This window comes from Accumulibacter sp. (assembly GCF_023806625.1).
In the GTDB taxonomy this organism is placed as follows: Bacteria; Pseudomonadota; Gammaproteobacteria; order Burkholderiales; family Rhodocyclaceae; genus Accumulibacter.
Genome location: NZ_JAMTDX010000041.1, coordinates 67,094 through 85,697 on the forward strand (window position 1 = coordinate 67,094; position 18,604 = coordinate 85,697).

The following is an 18,604-nucleotide window of genomic DNA, read 5'->3' on the forward strand; positions in this document are numbered from 1 at the left end:
GGTGAACCCGCGGATCACCGACTGGCGGGGCCTGCGTGTCTGGGTGCTCGGCGCTTCGAGCGGCATTGGCGCCGCGCTGGCCAGACTGCTGCTGCAAAGCGGCGCCAGGGTTGCCCTGTCGGCGCGCAGCGCCCCGCGCCTCGCCGAGGTCGCCGAAGACCGTCGATGCGCGCTCGTGCTGCCCTGCGATGCGCTCAGCGAGGCCAGTGTGCGTGCCGCCTGCGACCAGCTGGTGGCCTCGTGGGACGGGATCGACGTGGCCATTTACGTTGCCGGAGACTATCAGCCGATGCGCGCCTGGCAGATCGATCCTGCCAGGGCCCGGCAGATGATCGGCGTCAATCTCGGCGGGGCGATCGCTTTCGCGGCCTGTGTCGTGCCGCAACTCCTCCGCCAGGGCCACGGACAGATCGCTTTCGTGGCCAGCGTCGCAGGCTACCGTGGCTTGCCCAGGTCGCTCGTCTACGGACCGACCAAGGCGGCGCTGATCAACTTCGCCGAATCGCTGTATCTCGATCTCCGCCCGCGCGGCATAGGTGTCCGGCTGATCAACCCCGGCTTCGTCGAGACGCCGATGACCGCTGGCAACGATTTCACCATGCCGGCGTTGCTCAGTGCCGAGCAGGCAGCCCGTGAGACGGTGGGCGGATTCGCCACTTCTTCGTTCGAGATCCATTATCCGAAACGCTTCACGCGGCTGCTCAAGCTGCTCGCCGTCCTGCCCTACCGGATCTACTTCGCGCTTGTGCAGCGCGTCGCTGGCTAGCACTGGCCGGCATGGACAACCGGCGGGCCGTCGACGCGCTGGTCGACTTCTACGAGAATCTTCGGCCGGAGACGGTGGCCGGCATCGACGATCACTACGCCGTCGACGCGGTCTTCAAGGATCCGTTCAATGAAGTCTGCGGAAGGCCGGCGATCCGGCGGGTGTTCGCCCATCTGTTCACCCAGGTTGGCGAACCGCGCTTCGTAGTCGTCGACCGGGTCGTCGACGAGCGTGGCGCGCTGCTGATCTGGGAAATGTACTACCGGTCGAGCACGAAGACGCCGAGGAACCCGACCGAGGTGATTCGCGGAGCCTCGCATCTGCGCTTCGACGCCGAAGGCCGGGTGACCTGGCACCGCGATTACTGGGATGCCGCCGAAGAACTCTACGCGCGGCTGCCGGTGATCGGCTGGCTGATGCGTGCCCTGCGCCGTGCGCTTGCCGCGCCGGAAAGGGCCTGACCAGGGCGGCGGCGCATTCCGGGCGGTGGAAGTGGCCTGCGAAGCGGCAGCCAAAGCCGATAATCCGCCCCGCGCTAGACGGACCTTCTGCATTGCCGGCTGCGCCTGCGGCCGTGATCGATCTCACGAAGCGCCCCCTGCGCCGCCGGTATAATCAAATCCGCCGATGCCCGCGGGCCGATTTCCCGGTGGGCAAGCCATTGACAGGAGCGAACGTGGGCATGGAGATCCGGAACGAAGTAGTGGCCATCCTGGACGAGGTGCTGAGCCTCAAGGGGCGCGCGGCCGACTTGGCGCTGGACGCGCCGCTGCTCGGCGCGCTGCCCGAACTGGACTCGATGGCCGTCGTGTCGCTGATCACGACCCTCGAGGAGCGCTTCGCTTTCACCGTCGACGACGACGAAATCGATGGTTCGGTGTTCGCGTCGCTGGCCACGCTGATCGACTTCGTGCGTCGCAAACTGGCTGCCTGACAGGGACTCGCCGTGGCGCTGGAGGCGTTCTTCCTGCCGGCCTGTCCGGGCCGGCGTTTCGCGCTCCTGCATCTGCCGGACGGACCGGCAGTCCCCATTGGCGCCGTCGTTTTCGTGCCCCCCTTCGCCGAGGAACTCAACAAGTCGCGACGGATGGTTGCGCTGCAGTCGCGCGCTCTCGCAGCCGCCGGCTACGCCGTGCTGCAGGTCGACCCGCTCGGTTGTGGCGACAGTTCGGGCGACTTCGCCGAGGCGACCTGGGAATCGTGGCTGGCTGACGTGGACCTGGCGTGTGCCTGGCTCGAGCGCCGGATAACCGATGCTCCGCTATGGCTGTGGGGTCTGCGCACGGGCTGCCTGCTGGCCAACGATGCCGCCAACCGCATGTCCCGACCGGTGAACCTGCTCTTCTGGCAGCCGGTGCTCTCGGGCAAGCAGTTCCTCCAGCAGTTCCTGCGCCTGAAGCTTGCCGCAGAACTGCTTGGCGGCGAGAGCAAGGGGGTCATGGAGCGCGCCCGTGCACATTTGCGCGACGGCCAGGCAGTCGAGGTGGCGGGTTACCTCCTCTCCTCGGTTCTCGCCGCGGGTCTCGAGAAAGCCGATCTCCTGCTGCCGCATCGCTCGGGCCGCGTCGAGTGGATCGAGATTTCCGGAAAGGCCGAGGCAACGCTTTCCCCGGCCGCCCAAGCCCGGCTCGCGCAATGGCACGCGGCTGGCCAGATCACCCGCAGCCACCTGGTCGGTGGACCACAGTTCTGGCAGACCAGCGAAATCGCCGAATGCCCTGAACTGATCGAGACGACGCTCGGCGCTCTCGCCGGAGTCGCGTGATGGACGTCATCGAGGAGGCGCTGGTCTTTTGGTGCGCCGGCGAGCAGTTGCCGGGGATCATCGCCTGGCCACAAGGACTCCATCAGGCGACGCGAGGGACCGGCGCTGCTGACGCCGATGCGGGCTTTCGTCCGTGCCTGCGCGGCGACGACGGATCGCTGTTGCCCGCTGATGCCGAGGCTCTCGGGAACGGGCGAGCGCCCGGCCGGAGCGGCGTCCTGGTCGTCGTCGGCGGTCCGCAGTACCGCGTCGGCAGCCATCGCCAGTTTCTGCTCCTCTCGCGGCGTCTCGCCTCCGCCGGCTACGCGGTGATGCGCTTCGATTACCGCGGGATGGGCGACGCGGGCGGCGCGATGCGCAGCTTCGAAGAGGTCTCGGACGACATTGCCGCGGCGATCGACGCCTTCCAGCGAGCGTGCCCGGCCGTGCGACGGATCGTTCTCTGGGGACTGTGCGATGCGGCCTCGGCGGCCCTGCTCTATGTCGAACGGACGAACGATCCGCGCGTGGCCGGACTGGTGCTCCTCAACCCGTGGGTCCGCTCGGAGGCCAGTCTGGCGCAGACCCAGGTCAAGCACTACTACGGTCAACGCCTGCTGCAGCGCGCATTCTGGGCCAAGCTGTTCGCCGCGCGCGTCGATCTACGCCGGTCGTTGCGCGAGCTGTGGCAAACGCTGGGCGTCGCGCTGCGCAGACGACCGGCCAGCCAGCCGGATTCCCGATCGTTCCAGGATCGCATGGCCGACGGCTGGCGCCGATTTCGCGGTGGTCTGCTGCTGATCCTCAGCGGACACGACTACACGGCCAGAGAGTTCATCGAGTACACGACGACGAGCGCCAGCTGGGCAGGCCTCCTTGGCGAGGCGCGGCTGACCCGGATCGACCTCGCCGAGGCTGATCACACATTCTCTTCGGCAGACCAGCGCCAGGCTGTCGAGGAGGCCACCCTGGAATGGCTCACGCAGCAAGAGGAATCGCTTTCATGAATACGGGCAGCGCGGGCACCTATGGTTCGAGACGTTCCCGCCGGGGCAAGGCCCGTCCCGGGTCATCGCGCTGGTTCAGGCGTTATCGGTGGCTGGTCATCGGCGGCTGGCTGGTCGGATTGATTGCCGTCGGTTGGCTGCTGTTCTTCCGCTCGGAGAGGGTGGGCACGGTACCCGCTCGGCCGGCGGCCGAGGCCGATGCGCCGAAGACCAGCGACGCCGCGGCCATGCCGCCCGTCAGGTTGCCTGCCGACGATGCCGTTCACGATCGGCTCACCGAGTGGTGGTATTACAGTGGACACCTGCAGAGCGAAGCCGGCGAGCGCTACTCGTTCCATGTCGCGGCCTTCCTGCGCCAAGGAACGCTGACGCACACCGTCTTCCACGGATCGCTTCTCGACCACCAGACCGGAAAGTTGTACACCGAACAGGCGCGAACCGCGGGGAGTCCTTCCGAAGGTCTGCGCGACGGCTACGCCCTGAACTTCGGCGCCTGGCAGATGCGCGGTGAGGGCGCGCGGCACGCGGCACGAATGGAGGGCAAGGAGTTCTCGCTGAACATCGATCTCGATGATCGGTCGCCACCCGTGCTGCACCAGGCGCCGGCTACGCCGGTCGTTGGCCTGCTCGATTTCAGGGCTGCCGGGAAGAGCTACTATACGTCCCGCCCGCGGATGTCGGCGGCGGGCACGCTGACCATCGCCGGGGTCAGCAAGGCGGTCCGCGGCGACGTCTGGTTCGACCACCAGTGGGGTGACTTCGAGGCTGCGCAGTTGCGCTGGAACTGGTTCGCCCTGCAGCTTGCCGACGGCGCCGACGTGATGATCTTCGAACTGTCCGATCGTCAGGGAACCCCGGTGCTGCGAATGGGCACCTATGCGCGGGAGGGAAGGGTCTACGCGCTCGGTGCAGCGGACATCGAAGCCCGTTCGCAGGCGACCTGGAAGAGTTCGGCTTCGGGGATCGTCTATCCGGTCAGCTGGACGATCAGCATCCCTTCGCGGGAGCTCAAGCTGAAGATCGAACCGGTACTCCGGGCGAGCGAGTTCGACGCCCGGACGACGACGCTGAACGTCTACTGGGAAGGCGCCGTCAAGGTCAGTGGCTCGCAGAGCGGTGTCGGCTTCATGGAACTCAGCGGCTACGATCCGCCGCGCGATTCGGCGGCGGCGGGCCGCAACTCCTGAGTCGGCTGTTTGCGCGGGCGTCTGGGTTGGATCGGGGGCAACGACCGAGACCATTCGGCAGTCCATCTCGGCCATCACGACTCCGCAGCCGGTGGCTGGGGACGCCTCAGCCCGATCCTGACGCCACGGGAACTGATCGACCGCCTTGCCGCGCGGATTTCGCCGCCGCGGCGACACCGGAGTCGCTACACTGGCGTGCTGGCAGCCAATGCGGCCGGCCGCTTTCAATCGTGCAACGCAGAACGTAGGATCGCTGGCAGCCGGCTGCCGCGCCAGGTCGCCGCCGCATCACCGGGCGCAAGATGTTGACCGATTCCCGGGAAACCCCTTCGATCCCCAGCCATGCCGACCAACTCCGACGAAATCCTGCGGCGCAGTCTCTTCAACGCCCTCCCGGAGAGTGCTGTCGGCGGCACCGACGTCAGCGGCTACTACGTCAGGCGGACCGATGACTCTGAAAACGATCCCGTCGCCAACCTGAAGCAGTACATCGCGTGGGACGACGAAGAGGCCGGAGCGTGCTACCTGTTCAGCGGCTTGCGTGGCTCCGGGAAGACCACGGAACTCAACCGCCTCGTCGGCGAGCTCCGCGCGGAGGGCGCGGCAGCGTACTATATTGCGATGCCAGCGAGTACCTGAACCCCAACGATCCCCGGCTCACCCTCCCGGAACTCCTGATGGCCGCGCTGGCCGACGTCGTCTGCTCCGCCCTACCTGCATGCCGTGCTGCACGGCGTCAGCGGCGGCTTTTCCCAGTCGGTCGCCTTGCCGAACTTCGAGGTCATCAAGCGCAGTTGCCGGCGGCGGGCGCGGCGAGCGCAACCCCGACGGCCTCGCGCGCATGGTCGCCATCGTGGACAAGCGTTTCGCGGACTGGCGGCAGGCAATCACGGGAAACGTGATGGAGCACCTCGCCTGGATGTCGCGCGGCAATGTCCGGCGCTTCTTCAGGCTGGTCCGCGCCGTGGCGCGCAAGGCCGCATTGAGCCAGGTCGGGTTGCCAGTCAGCGATACCGGCTCGCCGCCCGTCCGGCTGGCCCTCGGCGAGGCGGCCCAACCGTTGCAATGGCCCACGGCTTCGGACCGCACCTGGCTCAGGCGCTTCATGGACGACAGCCCCGGTCCGGCCCAGCACATCGAGGACCTGTCCAGGGATCTGCCGACGATCATCCGGCTGTTCGACCACTCGCTGGGCCTCGATTACCAGAACGGCGAGGTCTGGTACCAGGTGCCGGAGATCGTCCGCGCGCATGTCTGACGGGGGTGGAGAACAGGACTTCGAAGCCGCCTGGGCCGAGCTCAAGTTGCTGCTGGACTGGCAGCGCGGATTCGCCATCTTTCTCGTCTTCGGCGACGACCGCCGCGTTGGCCAGCGCCTGCGCCAGCGCGTCGAGGACGCCACGCTCCTGACTACCCGCATGTTGCAGTGGGTGCGCCCGGAAACCGCCGGGCAGGCCATGGACACCGTCCTCCGGGCGGTCTTCGCCGCGGGCGACGATAGCGCTACAAGCACTGGCGCGCCCCGCAGTGGATCGAGCCGACTGCAGGCCCGGGCGACGCCGAGTGGCAAGCCGCCCGGCGGCAAACACTGGCCGCCCTCAACCAGCGGCGGGGCGTCCTGGAGCGAGACTGTCAGCGTCCGCTCTACCTGCAGTTGCCGGAAGCGATGGCCCCCGGGGTCGTCACCTGGGCGCTCGACCTGCGGAGCATTCGGGAGTACGTCGCCGTCCTGCCTGCCGCCGGGCCAGAGCCGGAGCCGGACATCGTCAAGCTTGAAAGCTTCCGCGACGACGCCGTCGCACTCGTCCGCGACGGCGACACCGCTCTCGAGGGCGGACGGATCGACCAGGCCCTGAGCGCCGCGCGAGCCGGTGTGCAACGCTTCAGGCAACGGCGCGCCGCGCTCGGAGACCCCCCGCAGGCGCTGCGCGACCTCTCGGTCAGCCTCGAGCGCCTCCTCGCCATCAACGTGGCGCTCGGCAGGGCAGCCGACGCCGACGTCGAAAAGGAGCTCAGCGAAGTGCGGGGGCGGCTTTCGACGGCTGCCGCCAATTTGCCCGCCGAGTAAGCGCAGCCGGGGTCGCCAGCGTCGCGAGGGACTTCTCGTGAGGTGCGAGAGAGCATCGCTGCCTTCGCCGCGCGCGGTGAGCAGAGCGGCGAGTTCCTGGATCCACGGCAGCCGGCCTTCGGTGGCCGCATGGAGACCGCGCGGGTCGCTGACCGCTCCCCCCGAGCGTGTCGGCCAGCAATTCGTGCACCGGCTGGCGATCGAGTTCCTGTACCCGGTCCCGGGGCCTTTTCCGGGCGAGCTTTTTCAGGACGAGGCGGCGGTCGCTGGCGTTGAACGGACGTTCGTCGGGCAGGCGCGTTTCGGCCACTCCTTTCGCTTCGTCCCACTTCCCTTCGATTTCCCCCAGCGGATCGCGGGGTAGAAGCCGGCTGCTCATGCCGCCTGACCGGAGCGCTCATTCTGGCGCCCCGCACGACGCCCGACAGCCGGCGCTCTGCGTACCTCAGGCATCGAGGGGCCGCCGGCTATGCGACGCGCCCGGAGAAGTCAACGGGAATTCCCGGTTGATGATGGACATCAAGAACGCAGATACTCGCCGAGTGCTGGCTGGATTTCCTGTGCTTCCCGTAGAGCAGACAATCGCGCGGTTGCCCACGGTCCTGCCGGTACCGAGTGGGAGCACGTGCTCTACCAGAAGCTGCGCATGTGCCGCGGCGTGGTCGCGCTTTGCAGCCTGCACTGGATCGAGTCGCCCTGGTGCGTGGCCGAGGCGATGATGGCGCGCGAGCGCGGCAAGCCGGTGTTCCTGCTCGCCGCGGAAGGTTCGAGCGTCCCGAATTTCCTCAAGGACTTGCCGTTCATCCCCTTGAGCGGGCTCCCCCGCAGCAGGTCCTCGAGCGGCTGTTGCGCGGTCTGCGCGAGGCGGGAATCGCGGGCGACTCCCCGCTGCCGGAGCGGCCTTATCCCGGGCTCGATCCCTTCACCACGAACGATGCGGCAATCTTCTTCGGCCGCGACGCCGACATCGCGGGCGTGCGGGCACGCCTGCAGCAGCGCCTCGGCAATAGCGCCAGGGGCTTCATCGTGGTGTTCGGTGCTTCGGGCTGCGGCAAGTCCTCGTTGGCGCGGGCCGGCGTTCTGCCGCGCCTCGACCACGAGTGGGTGATCGCCGGGCCGATCACCGGCGCCGAGGGCCTGGACGGTCTGGTTCGAGCGCTCGGTGATCTGCTCGGCCGAGCCCCGAGCGATCCAGGACAAAGCCTCGGCGCATCCCACGACATCTACGACCGACGGCAAGGCCCCGCGTGGCTACCGCGCGATCTCGCCAACGACGTCAACGGGAAGCAAAGCCCTGCCTCGACGAGTGCTGCTGGTACTCGACCAGCTCGAAGAGGTCTTCGGGACCGCGGAGGGCTCTGAAGCTCGTGCGCTGTTGAAGCTGCTGCTCGTCGCCGCGACAAGCGACGGCAGCTCGCTCGTCGTGCTCGCCACGATGCGCTTGGACTTCCTGAATCTGTTTCAGCTCTTCCCGGGCGTGCAGGAGAACTACCAAGGAATCCCCCTCGACCCGATGCCGAGCGAGCGCTTCGCCGAGGTGATCGATGGTCCCGCGAAGCGCTCCGGGCTCGACCTCGGTCAGGGTCTCAGCGAGCGGCTGGCCACGGACACGAGCTTCAACGGTGCGCTGCCCTTGCTCGCCCATACGCTGGAGAAGCTGTACGAGCGTTGCCGCGACAGTGGTCAGCTGACCGTCGAGGTCTACGAGTCGCTATTTCCGGCGGTGACGATGGTCGAAGGCGGCAAGGCCGTCGAATACCGTGGTGTGGCCGCATCGATCGAGCACCGCGCCGACGACATCCTGCGTCACGCGGGCTATGTCCTGAGCGGGCAGATCGAGTCCGAGGCGACGGAGCGCAAGTGGCCGTGGCCGGAGGACCGCGTGATCGACGCGGTCGGCGAGATCGGGCCCAGCGGCGTGTCGCTCGAGGATGCGGAGCACCCCGAAGTGATGCGCGCCTTTCTCGGCCCGACCGGCCGGGGAGCGCTCGATCAACTGCCCGCGCTCGGTGCGTTCGTCCCACATCTTTCCGGTCCTCTTCATGGCGCGGCGCTTTCGGGTGCCGTTCCGGGCGCACCGCGATCTCGTCAATCGCGGCCGCTTTCGGAAATGCTCGCCGACCACGGTTTGCGGGCCGAGGCCTGAGGAGGAAGGATGGCGCGGGTGAGTCCCATCCGCACGGACGGCCTTTTGGGGCCACGCCGTCGGGCGCATATCAAATAGGGGCGCCTCCCGGGCGATGAGCCCCGAGGCGCCCCGCCTCCTTGGGCCGGTGCTGCGCGCTGCGCGGGCAGCCCGTCGGCGGCGGCATCGCCTGCTGCCGACTGAACTGCGGCCCATGCGCCCGAAGTATCACCGCCAAGGCCTGCGCCATCCGCTCGACGACGCCAGGCGGCAGGGTGCCGTGCCGCACCGCTCTTTCGGCAGGGCATCGAACATCGCCTCTGGCATAGCCTTGCCGACGAGGCTGGCGAGGCGCGCATCGGCGAAGTTCTCCCGCTCGTCTGTCCGTAGTGCGGCGGCGCGCGGCGCTTCCATGCTACACTCGCCACCGGCATCGCAGCTTGGCGTGTCTTCGCGCTCGCGCTGAGCCCCCCGGGAGGATCTCCATGGCCGTCCTGCAGTTTCGTGTGCCCGTGGCGTTGGGTGCTTTCGCGCTCGTCCTGGCGACGGTCAACGCGCCGATGTTCAGCAGCAATCGACCGGTCCGCAACGAACTCGCCGCGCGAGCTGCTCGCCTCGCGCGGGGTCACCTTGAGCGCCGCACCGTCGTCTGCTGCGAAGAGGCCAGCGGGATGAGCGAGGAGAAGCAGGCGAGGAGACGCAGAGCAGTCCTTTCGTCCGCTTGCTGCCGGTCGCCATCGCCATTCTCGTCTGGTTCGGCCTTCAGGCGAGTCAGCCGGTTCAGGAAAGCCACACGTAGGCCATCCTGCACGGCAATCTGCAGGCGACGCACGCGAACTCATAGAAGCTGCTCGGGCAACTCGACGCACTCGCTGCCGGCACGCAGAAACTCGCCAATGCCGGCAACAGGAACGCCCGGAGCGTGGTCGGAGCGCTCCAGCAGCGCGGGATCGCGGTCAATCCGGATGCGCCGAACGCGCAGTAGCTGAGCCAGCGATCGATCTGCAGCATGGCCGCCGGGTTCAGGCTGGCGTCGCGATCCGCTTACTGTCGCGCGCAGCAGGCATCTGGCCTGGTCACGGTCTGAGTGCATCGACGAGAACATGAACCTCCTCAGGACCCTCGCGACAGTCAGCAGCATGACCCTGCTGTCGAGGATTCTCGGCTTCGTCCGCGACTTCGTGATCGCCCGCTCCTTCGGCGCAGGATTGCTCACCGACGCGTTCTTCGTCGCTTTCAAGCTCCCGAACCTGTTGCGCCGCCTGTTCGCCGAGGGAGCGTTCTCCCAGGCTTTCGTTCCGGTTCTCGGCGAGTACCGCAACCGGCGATCACCGGAAGAAACCAAGCAGCTCGTCGACCGGGTCGTCAGCCTGCTGTTCGTCGTCGTTCTCGTGGTGACCGTGCTCGGAATGATTCTGGCGCCGGCGCTGGTGTTCATCTCGGCTCCGGGGTTCATCGACGAACCCGACAAGTTCGCGCTGACCGTCAGCCTGACGCGGATCACCTTCCCCTACATTCTGTTCATGTCGCTCGTCGCGCTTGCCGGCGGCGTGCTCAACACGTGGAGCCGCTTTGCGGTGCCGGCGTTCACCCCGGTTCTGCTCAATCTGTCGTTCATCGTCATGGCGCTGTTTGCCGCGCCCTTCTTCGACCCGCCGGTGATGGCGCTCGGTTGGGCCGTGTTCATTGGTGGTGCTCTGCAACTGGGTTTCCAGGTGCCGAGTCTGCGGCGGCTCGGGATGCTTCCCCGGTTCTCGCTGAGTGTGCACGATGACGGGGTACGACGGATCTTCCGCCTGATGGCGCCAGCCCTGCTCGGCGTTTCGGTCGCGCAGGTCAGCCTGCTGTTGAATACGGTCTTCGCCTCTTTCCTCGACACTGGTAGCGTCTCGTGGCTCTACTACGCCGACCGGCTGATGGAATTCCCGTCGGGAATGCTCGGCGCGGCTCTCGGAACGATCCTTCTGCCCTCGCTGGCCAGGTGCCACGCCGCCGAGCGGCACGATGACTACTCGCGCCTGCTCGACTGGGGGCTGCGCCTGAGTTTTCTGCTTGCCGCACCGGCCGCCGTGGCGCTGGCCATTCTCGCCGTGCCGCTGATCAGCACGCTTTTCTTTCACGGTGCCTTTGCGGCGTCGGATGTGTTGCGCACCCGCGAGGCGCTGGTCGCCTACAGCGTCGGTCTCGTCGGACTGATCCTCGTCAAGGTTCTCGCGCCGGGTTTCTACGCCCGCCAGAACGTTCGCACACCGGTGCGGATCGCGATCCTGACGCTCGTCGCCACCCAGCTGTTCAACCTGCTGCTGATCGGCTGGCTCGAGCACGCCGGCCTGGCACTGGCGATCGGGTTGGCAGCGACTCTCAACGCCGCGCTGCTCTTTCGCGGCCTGCGGGCACGCGGGATCTATCGGCCGCAGCCTGGTTGGCCCGGCTTCTACGCGAGGCTGGCGATCGCGCTCGGTGTCCTCGCTGCGGTGCTCGTGGTCACCGCGGGTGAGACCAGCAGCTGGCTGACCTGGGGCCTCACCGAGCGGCTGCTGCGCCTCTGCGTCGTGGTGGCCTGCGGAGCCGTTGCCTATTTCGCTACACTATGGATTGCCGGATTCCGGCTCCGCGACTTGAGGCGCAGCGCGGCCGATTGAACACTCAGGAGGATTGGCGATGAAATTGAGCAGCAGCAGTTTCGAGGAGGGTCAGAGGATCCCGGGCGAGTGCGCTTTCTGCATTCACGACCCCGACCATCACGTCTGCCTCGGGAGCAACCGGAATCCCCACCTGGCATGGTCGGGGGTACCAGCCGGAACACGGTCTTTCGTGGTGATCTGTCACGACCCCGATGTACCGAGCCGCGGCGACGACGTCAACCAGGAGGGACGCACCGTCCCCGCGTCGCTGCCGAGAGTAGACTTCTTTCACTGGGTGCTCGTCGACCTCCCGGCGACGGTGAACGGGATCGGCGAAGGCGAGTTCTCGAACGAGGTGACACCACGCGGCAAGGCTGGCCCACATGCTCCCCACGGGTCGCGGCAGGGGATCAACGACTACACCGGCTGGTTCGCCGGCGACAACGACATGCGCGGTGACTACTACGGTTACGACGGTCCGTGCCCGCCATGGAACGACGAGATCGTGCACCACTATGTGTTCACGGTCTTCGCTCTCGACGTCGCGACTCTCGGTGTCGAGGGTAAGCTTACCGGTCAGCTGGTGCGCGCGGCAATCGAGGGCCATGTGCTCGATCAGGCCAGCCTGACCGGAACCTACACGCTCACCCCCGCGCTGCTCGCGTAGATCCCGACCCGCTGCTTCTCCCGAACTGGCCCGGGAGAAGCAGGATTCGTCTCGGCCAGGCGCTTCTCCGCTGGCCGATTCTCCTCCTCGAGAAGGTCTTGCCGGCAAGGCGTCGAGGAGACCCCAGGCTGTCCCGCCCGGACCGCCGGGTTGAAGGGCAACCTGGCCAGGCGGCGAGGGCGTCCTGGTGCGCGCTGGAATGCTCGGCACAGGGCGGTGCGTCGGCCGTTTTGGGGACCAGCGGCCGGGAGGCAGCTGCCTGCCTCCCGGTGCTGGAAAAGGAAACGGGCCGCATGGCGGCCCGTTTCGTTGCCCAGTCGTGGCTGCGACCCTGAAGTCGCGGCCGGGTGAGCACTACTCGATCACGCTGACCTCGACCCGGCGCGCTTCGGCAGGGTCGCCGCTGCCGGTGGTGACTTCCGGCTTCTTCAGTTCGATGCGTTGCTCGGCGATACCGACGTTCTTCAGCGAGTCATAAACGGCCTTCGCGCGGTTCTTGGCGATTTCCTCGTTCGCCGCCTGGCTGCCAGTCGTGTCGTGGAAGCCGGCGATGGCCAGCCGTGAAGCCGGGTTGGACTTCGCGTGCGCGACGATGACCTCGAGCGTCTTGCCGAGGTCGGGCGGTACCTCGGCCGAGTTGACAGCGAAGTAGACCTTCGCCACCGGCACGGCGACGACCGCGACGACCGGTCCCGGAGCAGCGGCGGCGGGCTTGGCCGGCGACGCAGGAACCATCAGCGGAACGATCATCAGCGCGACGATGTTGATGATCTTGATCAGCGGGTTGACCGCCGGACCCGCGGTGTCCTTGTAGGGGTCGCCGACCGTGTCGCCGGTCACCGCCGACTTGTGCGCGTCCGATCCCTTGCCGCCGAAATGACCGTCCTCGATGTACTTCTTGGCGTTGTCCCACGCTCCGCCACCGGTGGTCATCGAGATGGCCACGAACAGACCGGTGATGATCGTGCCCATCAGCAGGCCGCCGAGCGCTTTCGGACCGAGCAGCAGGCCGACGAGAACCGGGACGAGGACGGGCAGCAGCGACGGGACGATCATTTCACGGATCGCCGCAGCGGTCAGCATGCCGACCGCGCGCGAGTAGTCCGGCTTCGCCTTGCCTTCCATGATGCCCTTGATTTCCTTGAATTGCCGGCGCACTTCGATGACCACCGAACCGGCCGCCCGGCCGACGGCTTCCATGGCCATGGCGCCGAACAGATAGGGAATCAGGCCACCGAGGAAGAGGCCGATGATCACCATGTGGTCGGACAGGTCGAACTTCAGGGTGCCGCCGAGGACCTCGAGGGCGTGCGTGTAGTCGGCGAAGAGGACCAGCGCCGCCAGACCGGCCGAGCCAATCGCGTAGCCCTTGGTCACCGCCTTGGTCGTGTTGCCGACCGCGTCGAGCGGGTCGGTGACGTCGCGCACCGACTTCGGCAGCCCGGACATCTCGGCGATGCCGCCGGCGTTGTCGGTGATCGGACCGTAGGCGTCGAGGGCGACGATGATCCCGGTCATCGAGAGCATCGAGGTCGCCGCGATGGCGATGCCGTAGAGGCCGGCCAGCGCGTAGGTGACGTAGATCGCCGCGCAGACGGCGAGCACGGGCAGGGCGCAGGCCTTCATCGAAACGGCCAGACCGGCGATGATGTTCGTGCCGTGACCGGTGGTCGAGGCCTCGGCGACGCGCTTGACCGGCGAGAAGTCGGTGCCCGTATAGTATTCGGTGATCCACACGAGCAGACCGGTGAGCACCAGGCCAACCGACGCCGACCAGAAGATGTTCATCGAAGTGACCACCGTTCCGTCACCGAAGGTGACGCCGCTGCCGAGCAGCATCGTGGTCACCGGGTAGTAGGCGATCAGCGCGAGGATGCCGGCGACGGCGAGCCCGCGGTAGAGCGCGTTCATGATCTTGCCGCCCTCGCTCGCCCGGACGAAGAAACAGCCGATGATCGAGGCGATGATCGACACGCCGCCGAGAACCAGCGGATAGATGATCAGGTTGTCGCTTGCCCCGACGGCGCCCTTCAGCGACATCGCACCGAGGACCATCGTCGCCACGACGGTGACCGCGTAGGTCTCGAACAGGTCGGCCGCCATGCCCGCGCAGTCGCCGACGTTGTCGCCGACGTTGTCGGCGATGACCGCCGGGTTGCGTGGATCGTCTTCGGGAATCCCGGCCTCGACCTTGCCGACGAGGTCGGCACCGACGTCCGCACCCTTGGTGAAGATGCCACCACCGAGTCGCGCGAAGATCGAGATCAGCGAACCGCCGAAGGCGAGACCGACCAGCGGTTCGACACTGTGCTGAAGATCACCGCCGCCGCCCCTGAGAATCGCATAGTAGCCGGCGACGCCAAGCAGACCGAGGCCGACGACGAGCATGCCGGTGATCGCGCCGCCCTTGAAGGCCACGCCGAGCGCTGCCGAGATGCCGCTGCGTGCCGCCTCGGCGGTGCGCACGTTGGCGCGCACCGAGACGTTCATGCCGATGAAGCCGGTGGCGCCCGACAGGACCGCGCCGATCAGGAAGCCGAAAGCCATCAGCTTGCCAAGGGCGAAGAAGATGATCACGAAGAGCACCACCCCGACGATGGCGATCGTCGAGTATTGCTTGGCCAGGTAAGCCGAAGCCCCTTCCTGGACGGCCTTGGCGATTTCCTGCATCCGTGGGTTGCCAGCCGGCAACGAGAGAATCCATTTCGTCATTGCCGCCCCGTAAAGGACCGCAATGACCGCGCAGACCAGCGCGAAGATCAAACCAGAAGACATAGACAACCTCCCTCTCTGAGAAGAGTTACCCGAACCCTGCGAAGCCGACCCGGACTCGGGAACGACCCCGCGACTTGATCACGATGACCGGCTGGAACGGCTACGTTGCTTCGAGCCATGAGCGCGAGACCGGCGCACAGGCGGCAACGGCAACCGGACCCCGCCCGGCGAACACTCTGCCCGAGCCGGGCGAACCGCGAATCTGCGACCAGCGAGGCGTCTTCCGGGCCAGCTCCGACACCTGATCAAGGCGCTCTTCCTGGCCGCACGACAACCTCTCCCCAAGACGATCAGCAATCCCGCGCGCGGTCAATCGGCGTGTCAGCAGGCCGCCGCCATGCTGGGCGAGCTCGTTCAGATACTCTCGCGTCGCTCCATTCGAGAGCCGATTCGTCAGCCAGCGTGCCGCAGCCATCCGGTGTCGTTACTGCAGGGCCTCGAAAGCGGCCTGCCTGATCTCGTCGACGCTGCCGACGCCGGCGATCGTCCGGCACTTCGGTGCCCGGGGATCACCGCTGGCCGCCCAGTCCCGGTAGTAGTCGAGCAGCGGCCTGGTCTGTGAATGGTAAACTTCGAGACGCTTCCTGACCGTTTCGACGCGGTCGTCGTCACGCTGGACGAGATCCTCTCCGGTGATGTCGTCCTTGCCTTCGACTGTCGGCGGATTGAAGCGGACGTGATAGCTCCGCCCCGACGCCGGATGGACCCGACGGCCGCTCATCCGCTCGATGATCTCCTGGTCGGCGACCGCTATTTCGAGGACGTAGTCGATCCCCACGCCGGCAGCCTTCATCGCTTCGGCCTGTGGCAGCGTGCGCGGGAAACCGTCGAACAGATACCCGGCCTGGCAATCTGCAGCACGCAGCCGGTCGGTGACCAGCCCGATGATGATCTCGTCGGAAACGAGTCCGCCCGCATCCATCACCTTCTTTGCTTCGAGCCCGAGTGGCGTTCCAGCCTTGACGGCGGCGCGCAACATGTCGCCGGTCGAAATCTGCGGGATCCCGAATCTTTCACGAATGAACTGTGCCTGGGTTCCTTTCCCGGCTCCCGGTGCGCCGAGCAGAATGAGCTTCATGGTTCGCCTTCAGAGAGAATCGTCACGCGCTGTTTGTATTCTAGATCAGAGACTTGTATTCGAGCGTCGAGGCCGGATCAGCACGTTGTCGTGATCGGCAGGCGGAAACTTACCGCCAAACGCCCGGATGGTCAAACCTTTTCGAAGTGTTCCTGCATCCGCCGGGCGTCTTCCGGGGTGTCTACGCCAGCACCCGGCCGGTGTTCGGCAATCAGTACGCTGATCCGGTGACCGTGCCATAGGGCACGCAACTGCTCGAGAGCCTCGAGCCCTTCGAGCGGCGAGCGGGCGAGCGTGCGGTAGAGGCGGAGGAAACGCGCGCGGTACGCGTAGACGCCGACATGCCGGTAGGCGATCATCTCCGCGGGCAGCGTCTCGCCTCCCGCTTCATGAGCGAAGTGATCGCGAGCGTAGGGTATCGGCGCACGCGAGAAGTACAGGGCGTCGCCTGTCGCCCTGACGACGACCTTGACGACGTGCGGATTGAAAAAGTCCGCAGCCTCGACGAGCGGGTGGGCGACGGTGGCCATGTCGGCGCCGCTGCTGGCCAGCTGCTCTGCGGTTCGGGCGATCAGCGCCGGATCGATCAGCGGCTCGTCGCCCTGCACATTGACGACGATGGTCTCGTCACTCCAGCCTGACAGATCGACGACCTCGGCGAGTCGATCGGTCCCGCTGGCATGCGCCGGGCTGGTCGGCACGGCGTGCACGCCATGATCCCTGGCGGTGGCCAGGACCAGATGGTGATCGGTGGCGACGACCACCTCATCGGCCCCCGAGAGCCGGGCGCGCTCGGCCACGCGTACGACCATCGGCTTGCCGCCCAGATCGAGCAGCGGTTTGGCGGGCAGGCGGGTGGAGCCGTACCGCGCGGGGATGACGACCTTGAAGGGCAGCGCGGCGGAGGGTGGCGCCGACCGCGGACTCCGTTCAGAGTTCATCCGTCGACAGCGGTCGTGCCTCGTCGGCGAGCATGACCGGAATCCCGTCACGCACCGGATAGGCCAGCCGGCAGGGTTTACAGACGAGCTCGTGGCTGGCCTTGCGGTATTCGAGGTTGGCCTTGCACACCGGGCAGACAAGGATGTCAAGCAGACGGGCGTCCATCGAGTCTCTCCAGAATCATCTCGAACAGGCCGGACTGGCCCGGTTCCGCGCCGATCGCAGCGTCGACCGGCAATACCCAAGCCTCGCCGAGAGCCAGTGCGGAACATTTTACCGCATCTTTTTCGGTCATCAGCAGCACACCGTCGCGCGCGAAAGCCAGATCAGCCTCGCTGTACGGGTGGTGATCGGGGAACGGGTGCGCCTCGAATTTGAGCCCGAGGGTGGACAGGTGTCGGAAAAAGCGATTCGGCTCGCCGATTCCGGCGATCGCATACAGCTTTCGGCCAGCCAGCGACTGCGCCGTGCAGAACCCTTCCGTCGGGCCACCGAGGGCGACGAAGCGATCACCGACCAGGCGCATCGTGAAGCGCGGAGTGTTTCTGGCCGCCTTCTCTGTGCGCGCTTCGGGTATTCCGTTCCAGATCACGGCACTGACCTGTGCGAGACGCCAGAGGGGTTCGCGGAGCGGACCGGCAGGCAGCAGGCGGCCGTTTCCTGCCCCGCGCCCGTCCAGCACGGCCAGTTCCAGCGAGCGCTGCAGGCCGTAGTGCTGCAGGCCGTCGTCGGAGATGATCACGTCGCATTCGGGGTGCGCAGCGAGCAGCGCGGATCCGGCAGCACAGCGGTCGCGGCCGACGAAGACCGGTACTCCTCCACGCCGGGCGAGCAGCACCGGCTCGTCACCGACCAGCGCCGAAAGCGAAGCAGCCGTCACCGCCTGAATGCCCTGGCCCGCGCCTCCGTAGCCGCGGCTGATCACTCCGGGATGCCAGCCGCGCTCCCGGAAGTTCCTGACCAGCCAGAGCACCAGCGGGGTCTTGCCGCTGCCGCCGACGGTCAGATTGCCGACCACGACCACCGGGACCGGCAGCCGACCGCCGGCCAGCAGACCGCAACGGTAGAGCAGACGCCGCAGCGCGGCAAGCCAGGCGAAGGTCCACGAAAGCGGCAGGAGCGGCCAGTGGGACACCGGCAGGCGTTGCTCGTACCAACCGTCGACGAGCCGTCGAGCGAGGCCGGCGACGGCCATCAGCGAGGCGACTGGGTGGCGAAGGATATCCGCGGATAACCGGCCGTCTGCGCAGCCTGCATGATGTCGATGACGCTTTGATAATTCGCCTTGGCGTCGGCGTTGATCACGATCACCGGTTCCTTCGTATCGCCTGCGGCGCGGCGCATCGCTTCGCCGATCGCCTGCACATTGACCACCGCGAGCGGAACCTTGTTGATCAGGACCTGTCCGCTCGCGGTCAGCGTGACGTCGATCTCGTTGGGCGGTTCTGCCCGCTTGCTCGCGTCGGCCGTCGGCAGATTGATCTCCAGTCCGGAGAACTTCGCGTAGGTGGTGGTGAGCATCAGGAAGATGATGATCACCAGCAGCACGTCGATCATCGGGATCAGATTGATCTCCGGTTGTTCGCTGATCCGGCCGCGACGAAAGTCCATCAGATCTTCC

General features: G+C 66.9%; 24 protein-coding genes and 1 pseudogene. 16 read left to right on the plus strand and 9 right to left on the minus strand.

Features of this window, described 5'->3' with window-relative positions; genetic code table 11:
• The first annotated feature begins 1 nt into the window (after position 1).
• The 11 genes and pseudogenes from NFW05_RS07235 to NFW05_RS07285 all read left to right on the plus strand — a co-directional run bounded on the left by NFW05_RS07235 (position 2) and on the right by NFW05_RS07285 (position 7,136).
• On the plus strand, positions 2 to 766 hold the full coding sequence (locus NFW05_RS07235; RefSeq protein WP_295304305.1) for an SDR family NAD(P)-dependent oxidoreductase: 765 nt from the start codon (positions 2 to 4) through the stop codon (positions 764 to 766).
• Positions 767 to 777: 11 nt separating this feature from the next.
• Positions 778 to 1,227: a nuclear transport factor 2 family protein gene (locus tag NFW05_RS07240; RefSeq protein WP_295304308.1), complete on the plus strand. Its 450-nt coding sequence runs from the start codon at positions 778 to 780 to the stop codon at positions 1,225 to 1,227.
• A 221-nt stretch (positions 1,228 to 1,448) separates the two neighbouring features.
• Entirely contained in the window at positions 1,449 to 1,700 is a 252-nt protein-coding gene (locus NFW05_RS07245; protein WP_295304506.1) for an acyl carrier protein, read from the plus strand.
• 12 nt (positions 1,701 to 1,712) lie between these two features.
• The gene (locus tag NFW05_RS07250; RefSeq protein ID WP_295304310.1) at positions 1,713 to 2,531 is read left to right on the plus strand and encodes a hydrolase 2, exosortase A system-associated; all 819 of its coding nucleotides are present in this window, start codon (positions 1,713 to 1,715) and stop codon (positions 2,529 to 2,531) included.
• The gene (locus NFW05_RS07255) at positions 2,531 to 3,517 is read left to right on the plus strand and encodes a hydrolase 1, exosortase A system-associated (RefSeq protein ID WP_295304313.1); all 987 of its coding nucleotides are present in this window, start codon (positions 2,531 to 2,533) and stop codon (positions 3,515 to 3,517) included. The genes NFW05_RS07250 and NFW05_RS07255 overlap by 1 nt, the downstream gene beginning before the upstream one ends.
• Complete coding sequence (locus NFW05_RS07260; protein WP_295304316.1) at positions 3,514 to 4,704, plus strand: lipocalin family protein; 1,191 nt, start codon at positions 3,514 to 3,516, stop codon at positions 4,702 to 4,704. Before NFW05_RS07255 ends, NFW05_RS07260 begins: the two co-directional genes overlap by 4 nt.
• A 117-nt stretch (positions 4,705 to 4,821) precedes the next feature.
• Positions 4,822 to 4,917: pseudogene (locus NFW05_RS07265) on the plus strand (transposase); the annotation flags it as partial.
• Positions 4,918 to 5,046: 129 nt separating this feature from the next.
• Entirely contained in the window at positions 5,047 to 5,343 is a 297-nt protein-coding gene (locus tag NFW05_RS07270; RefSeq protein ID WP_295304318.1) for a hypothetical protein, read from the plus strand.
• Between the two features lie 202 nt (positions 5,344 to 5,545).
• Entirely contained in the window at positions 5,546 to 5,962 is a 417-nt protein-coding gene (locus NFW05_RS07275; protein ID WP_295304321.1) for a hypothetical protein, read from the plus strand.
• Positions 5,963 to 6,370: 408 nt separating this feature from the next.
• Entirely contained in the window at positions 6,371 to 6,772 is a 402-nt protein-coding gene (locus tag NFW05_RS07280) for a hypothetical protein (protein ID WP_295304324.1), read from the plus strand.
• Between the two features lie 121 nt (positions 6,773 to 6,893).
• Entirely contained in the window at positions 6,894 to 7,136 is a 243-nt protein-coding gene (locus tag NFW05_RS07285; RefSeq protein ID WP_295304327.1) for a hypothetical protein, read from the plus strand.
• Positions 7,137 to 7,402: 266 nt separating this feature from the next.
• Here NFW05_RS07285 and NFW05_RS07290 read toward each other — a convergent pair whose 3' ends face one another.
• Complete coding sequence (locus NFW05_RS07290; RefSeq protein ID WP_295304329.1) at positions 7,403 to 7,576, minus strand: hypothetical protein; 174 nt, start codon at positions 7,574 to 7,576, stop codon at positions 7,403 to 7,405.
• Positions 7,577 to 7,618: 42 nt separating this feature from the next.
• Between NFW05_RS07290 and NFW05_RS07295 the strand changes: the two genes are divergently transcribed.
• Positions 7,619 to 8,134: a hypothetical protein gene (locus tag NFW05_RS07295; RefSeq protein WP_295304332.1), complete on the plus strand. Its 516-nt coding sequence runs from the start codon at positions 7,619 to 7,621 to the stop codon at positions 8,132 to 8,134.
• Positions 8,034 to 8,918 carry a hypothetical protein gene (locus NFW05_RS07300; protein ID WP_363321713.1) on the plus strand — a complete coding sequence of 295 codons (885 nt, stop codon included), beginning with the start codon at positions 8,034 to 8,036 and terminating at the stop codon, positions 8,916 to 8,918. Before NFW05_RS07295 ends, NFW05_RS07300 begins: the two co-directional genes overlap by 101 nt.
• A gap of 207 nt (positions 8,919 to 9,125) precedes the next feature.
• Here NFW05_RS07300 and NFW05_RS07305 read toward each other — a convergent pair whose 3' ends face one another.
• Together NFW05_RS07305 and NFW05_RS07310 are read right to left on the minus strand one after the other, a co-directional pair.
• Positions 9,126 to 9,311 (minus strand): hypothetical protein, encoded by a 186-nt coding sequence (locus NFW05_RS07305; RefSeq protein ID WP_295304337.1) that lies wholly within the window; start codon positions 9,309 to 9,311, stop codon positions 9,126 to 9,128.
• Between the two features lie 424 nt (positions 9,312 to 9,735).
• Positions 9,736 to 10,002: a hypothetical protein gene (locus NFW05_RS07310; RefSeq protein WP_295304341.1), complete on the minus strand. Its 267-nt coding sequence runs from the start codon at positions 10,000 to 10,002 to the stop codon at positions 9,736 to 9,738.
• On the opposite strand from NFW05_RS07310, the gene murJ reads away from it, so the two are divergent.
• Both murJ and NFW05_RS07320 read left to right on the plus strand, forming a co-directional pair.
• A complete protein-coding gene (gene murJ / locus NFW05_RS07315; protein ID WP_295304343.1) occupies positions 10,001 to 11,539 on the plus strand; it encodes a murein biosynthesis integral membrane protein MurJ in 1,539 nt (512 codons plus the stop codon). The two genes, NFW05_RS07310 and murJ, sit on opposite strands and share 2 nt — an antisense overlap.
• Before the next feature lie 19 nt (positions 11,540 to 11,558).
• Positions 11,559 to 12,188 (plus strand): YbhB/YbcL family Raf kinase inhibitor-like protein, encoded by a 630-nt coding sequence (locus NFW05_RS07320; RefSeq protein WP_295304346.1) that lies wholly within the window; start codon positions 11,559 to 11,561, stop codon positions 12,186 to 12,188.
• Positions 12,189 to 12,542: 354 nt separating this feature from the next.
• Here the strand turns inward: NFW05_RS07320 and NFW05_RS07325 are convergent, their stop codons facing one another.
• Positions 12,543 to 14,963: a sodium-translocating pyrophosphatase gene (locus NFW05_RS07325; RefSeq protein WP_295304349.1), complete on the minus strand. Its 2,421-nt coding sequence runs from the start codon at positions 14,961 to 14,963 to the stop codon at positions 12,543 to 12,545.
• A gap of 74 nt (positions 14,964 to 15,037) precedes the next feature.
• Between NFW05_RS07325 and NFW05_RS07330 the strand changes: the two genes are divergently transcribed.
• A complete protein-coding gene (locus tag NFW05_RS07330; RefSeq protein WP_295304352.1) occupies positions 15,038 to 15,208 on the plus strand; it encodes a hypothetical protein in 171 nt (56 codons plus the stop codon).
• 179 nt (positions 15,209 to 15,387) lie between these two features.
• Here the strand turns inward: NFW05_RS07330 and adk are convergent, their stop codons facing one another.
• The 5 genes from adk to NFW05_RS07355 form a co-directional block, all read right to left on the minus strand.
• Positions 15,388 to 16,041 carry an adenylate kinase gene (gene adk / locus NFW05_RS07335; RefSeq protein WP_295304355.1) on the minus strand — a complete coding sequence of 218 codons (654 nt, stop codon included), beginning with the start codon at positions 16,039 to 16,041 and terminating at the stop codon, positions 15,388 to 15,390.
• Between the two features lie 131 nt (positions 16,042 to 16,172).
• Positions 16,173 to 16,982 (minus strand): 3-deoxy-manno-octulosonate cytidylyltransferase, encoded by an 810-nt coding sequence (gene kdsB, locus NFW05_RS07340; protein ID WP_295304358.1) that lies wholly within the window; start codon positions 16,980 to 16,982, stop codon positions 16,173 to 16,175.
• Positions 16,972 to 17,148 carry a Trm112 family protein gene (locus tag NFW05_RS07345; protein WP_295304360.1) on the minus strand — a complete coding sequence of 59 codons (177 nt, stop codon included), beginning with the start codon at positions 17,146 to 17,148 and terminating at the stop codon, positions 16,972 to 16,974. The genes kdsB and NFW05_RS07345 overlap by 11 nt, the downstream gene beginning before the upstream one ends.
• Complete coding sequence (gene lpxK, locus NFW05_RS07350; RefSeq protein ID WP_295304363.1) at positions 17,129 to 18,178, minus strand: tetraacyldisaccharide 4'-kinase; 1,050 nt, start codon at positions 18,176 to 18,178, stop codon at positions 17,129 to 17,131. Before lpxK ends, NFW05_RS07345 begins: the two co-directional genes overlap by 20 nt.
• Positions 18,178 to 18,594, minus strand: a complete 417-nt coding sequence (locus NFW05_RS07355; RefSeq protein ID WP_295304366.1) for a biopolymer transporter ExbD — start codon at positions 18,592 to 18,594, stop codon at positions 18,178 to 18,180. Before NFW05_RS07355 ends, lpxK begins: the two co-directional genes overlap by 1 nt.
• Between the last annotated feature and the right edge of the window lie 10 nt (positions 18,595 to 18,604).

Bases quoted from the DNA above. Each gene is read 5' to 3' on its own strand.
- NFW05_RS07240 (WP_295304308.1), top strand. From the start codon at position 778: ATGGACAACCGGCGGGCCGTCGACGCGCTGGTCGACTTCTACGAGAAT.
- NFW05_RS07245 (WP_295304506.1), top strand. From the start codon at position 1,449: ATGGAGATCCGGAACGAAGTAGTGGCCATCCTGGACGAGGTGCTGAGC.
- NFW05_RS07255 (WP_295304313.1), top strand. From the start codon at position 2,531: ATGGACGTCATCGAGGAGGCGCTGGTCTTTTGGTGCGCCGGCGAGCAG.
- NFW05_RS07260 (WP_295304316.1), top strand. From the start codon at position 3,514: ATGAATACGGGCAGCGCGGGCACCTATGGTTCGAGACGTTCCCGCCGG.
- NFW05_RS07270 (WP_295304318.1), top strand. From the start codon at position 5,047: ATGCCGACCAACTCCGACGAAATCCTGCGGCGCAGTCTCTTCAACGCC.
- NFW05_RS07275 (WP_295304321.1), top strand. From the start codon at position 5,546: ATGGTCGCCATCGTGGACAAGCGTTTCGCGGACTGGCGGCAGGCAATC.
- NFW05_RS07280 (WP_295304324.1), top strand. From the start codon at position 6,371: ATGGCCCCCGGGGTCGTCACCTGGGCGCTCGACCTGCGGAGCATTCGG.
- NFW05_RS07290 (WP_295304329.1), bottom strand. From the start codon at position 7,576: ATGAACGGCAAGTCCTTGAGGAAATTCGGGACGCTCGAACCTTCCGCG.
- NFW05_RS07305 (WP_295304337.1), bottom strand. From the start codon at position 9,311: ATGGAAGCGCCGCGCGCCGCCGCACTACGGACAGACGAGCGGGAGAAC.
- murJ (WP_295304343.1), top strand. From the start codon at position 10,001: ATGAACCTCCTCAGGACCCTCGCGACAGTCAGCAGCATGACCCTGCTG.
- NFW05_RS07310 (WP_295304341.1), bottom strand. From the start codon at position 10,002: ATGTTCTCGTCGATGCACTCAGACCGTGACCAGGCCAGATGCCTGCTG.
- NFW05_RS07320 (WP_295304346.1), top strand. From the start codon at position 11,559: ATGAAATTGAGCAGCAGCAGTTTCGAGGAGGGTCAGAGGATCCCGGGC.
- NFW05_RS07325 (WP_295304349.1), bottom strand. From the start codon at position 14,963: ATGTCTTCTGGTTTGATCTTCGCGCTGGTCTGCGCGGTCATTGCGGTC.
- adk (WP_295304355.1), bottom strand. From the start codon at position 16,041: ATGAAGCTCATTCTGCTCGGCGCACCGGGAGCCGGGAAAGGAACCCAG.
- kdsB (WP_295304358.1), bottom strand. From the start codon at position 16,982: ATGAACTCTGAACGGAGTCCGCGGTCGGCGCCACCCTCCGCCGCGCTG.
- NFW05_RS07345 (WP_295304360.1), bottom strand. From the start codon at position 17,148: ATGGACGCCCGTCTGCTTGACATCCTTGTCTGCCCGGTGTGCAAGGCC.
- lpxK (WP_295304363.1), bottom strand. From the start codon at position 18,178: ATGGCCGTCGCCGGCCTCGCTCGACGGCTCGTCGACGGTTGGTACGAG.
- NFW05_RS07355 (WP_295304366.1), bottom strand. From the start codon at position 18,594: ATGGACTTTCGTCGCGGCCGGATCAGCGAACAACCGGAGATCAATCTG.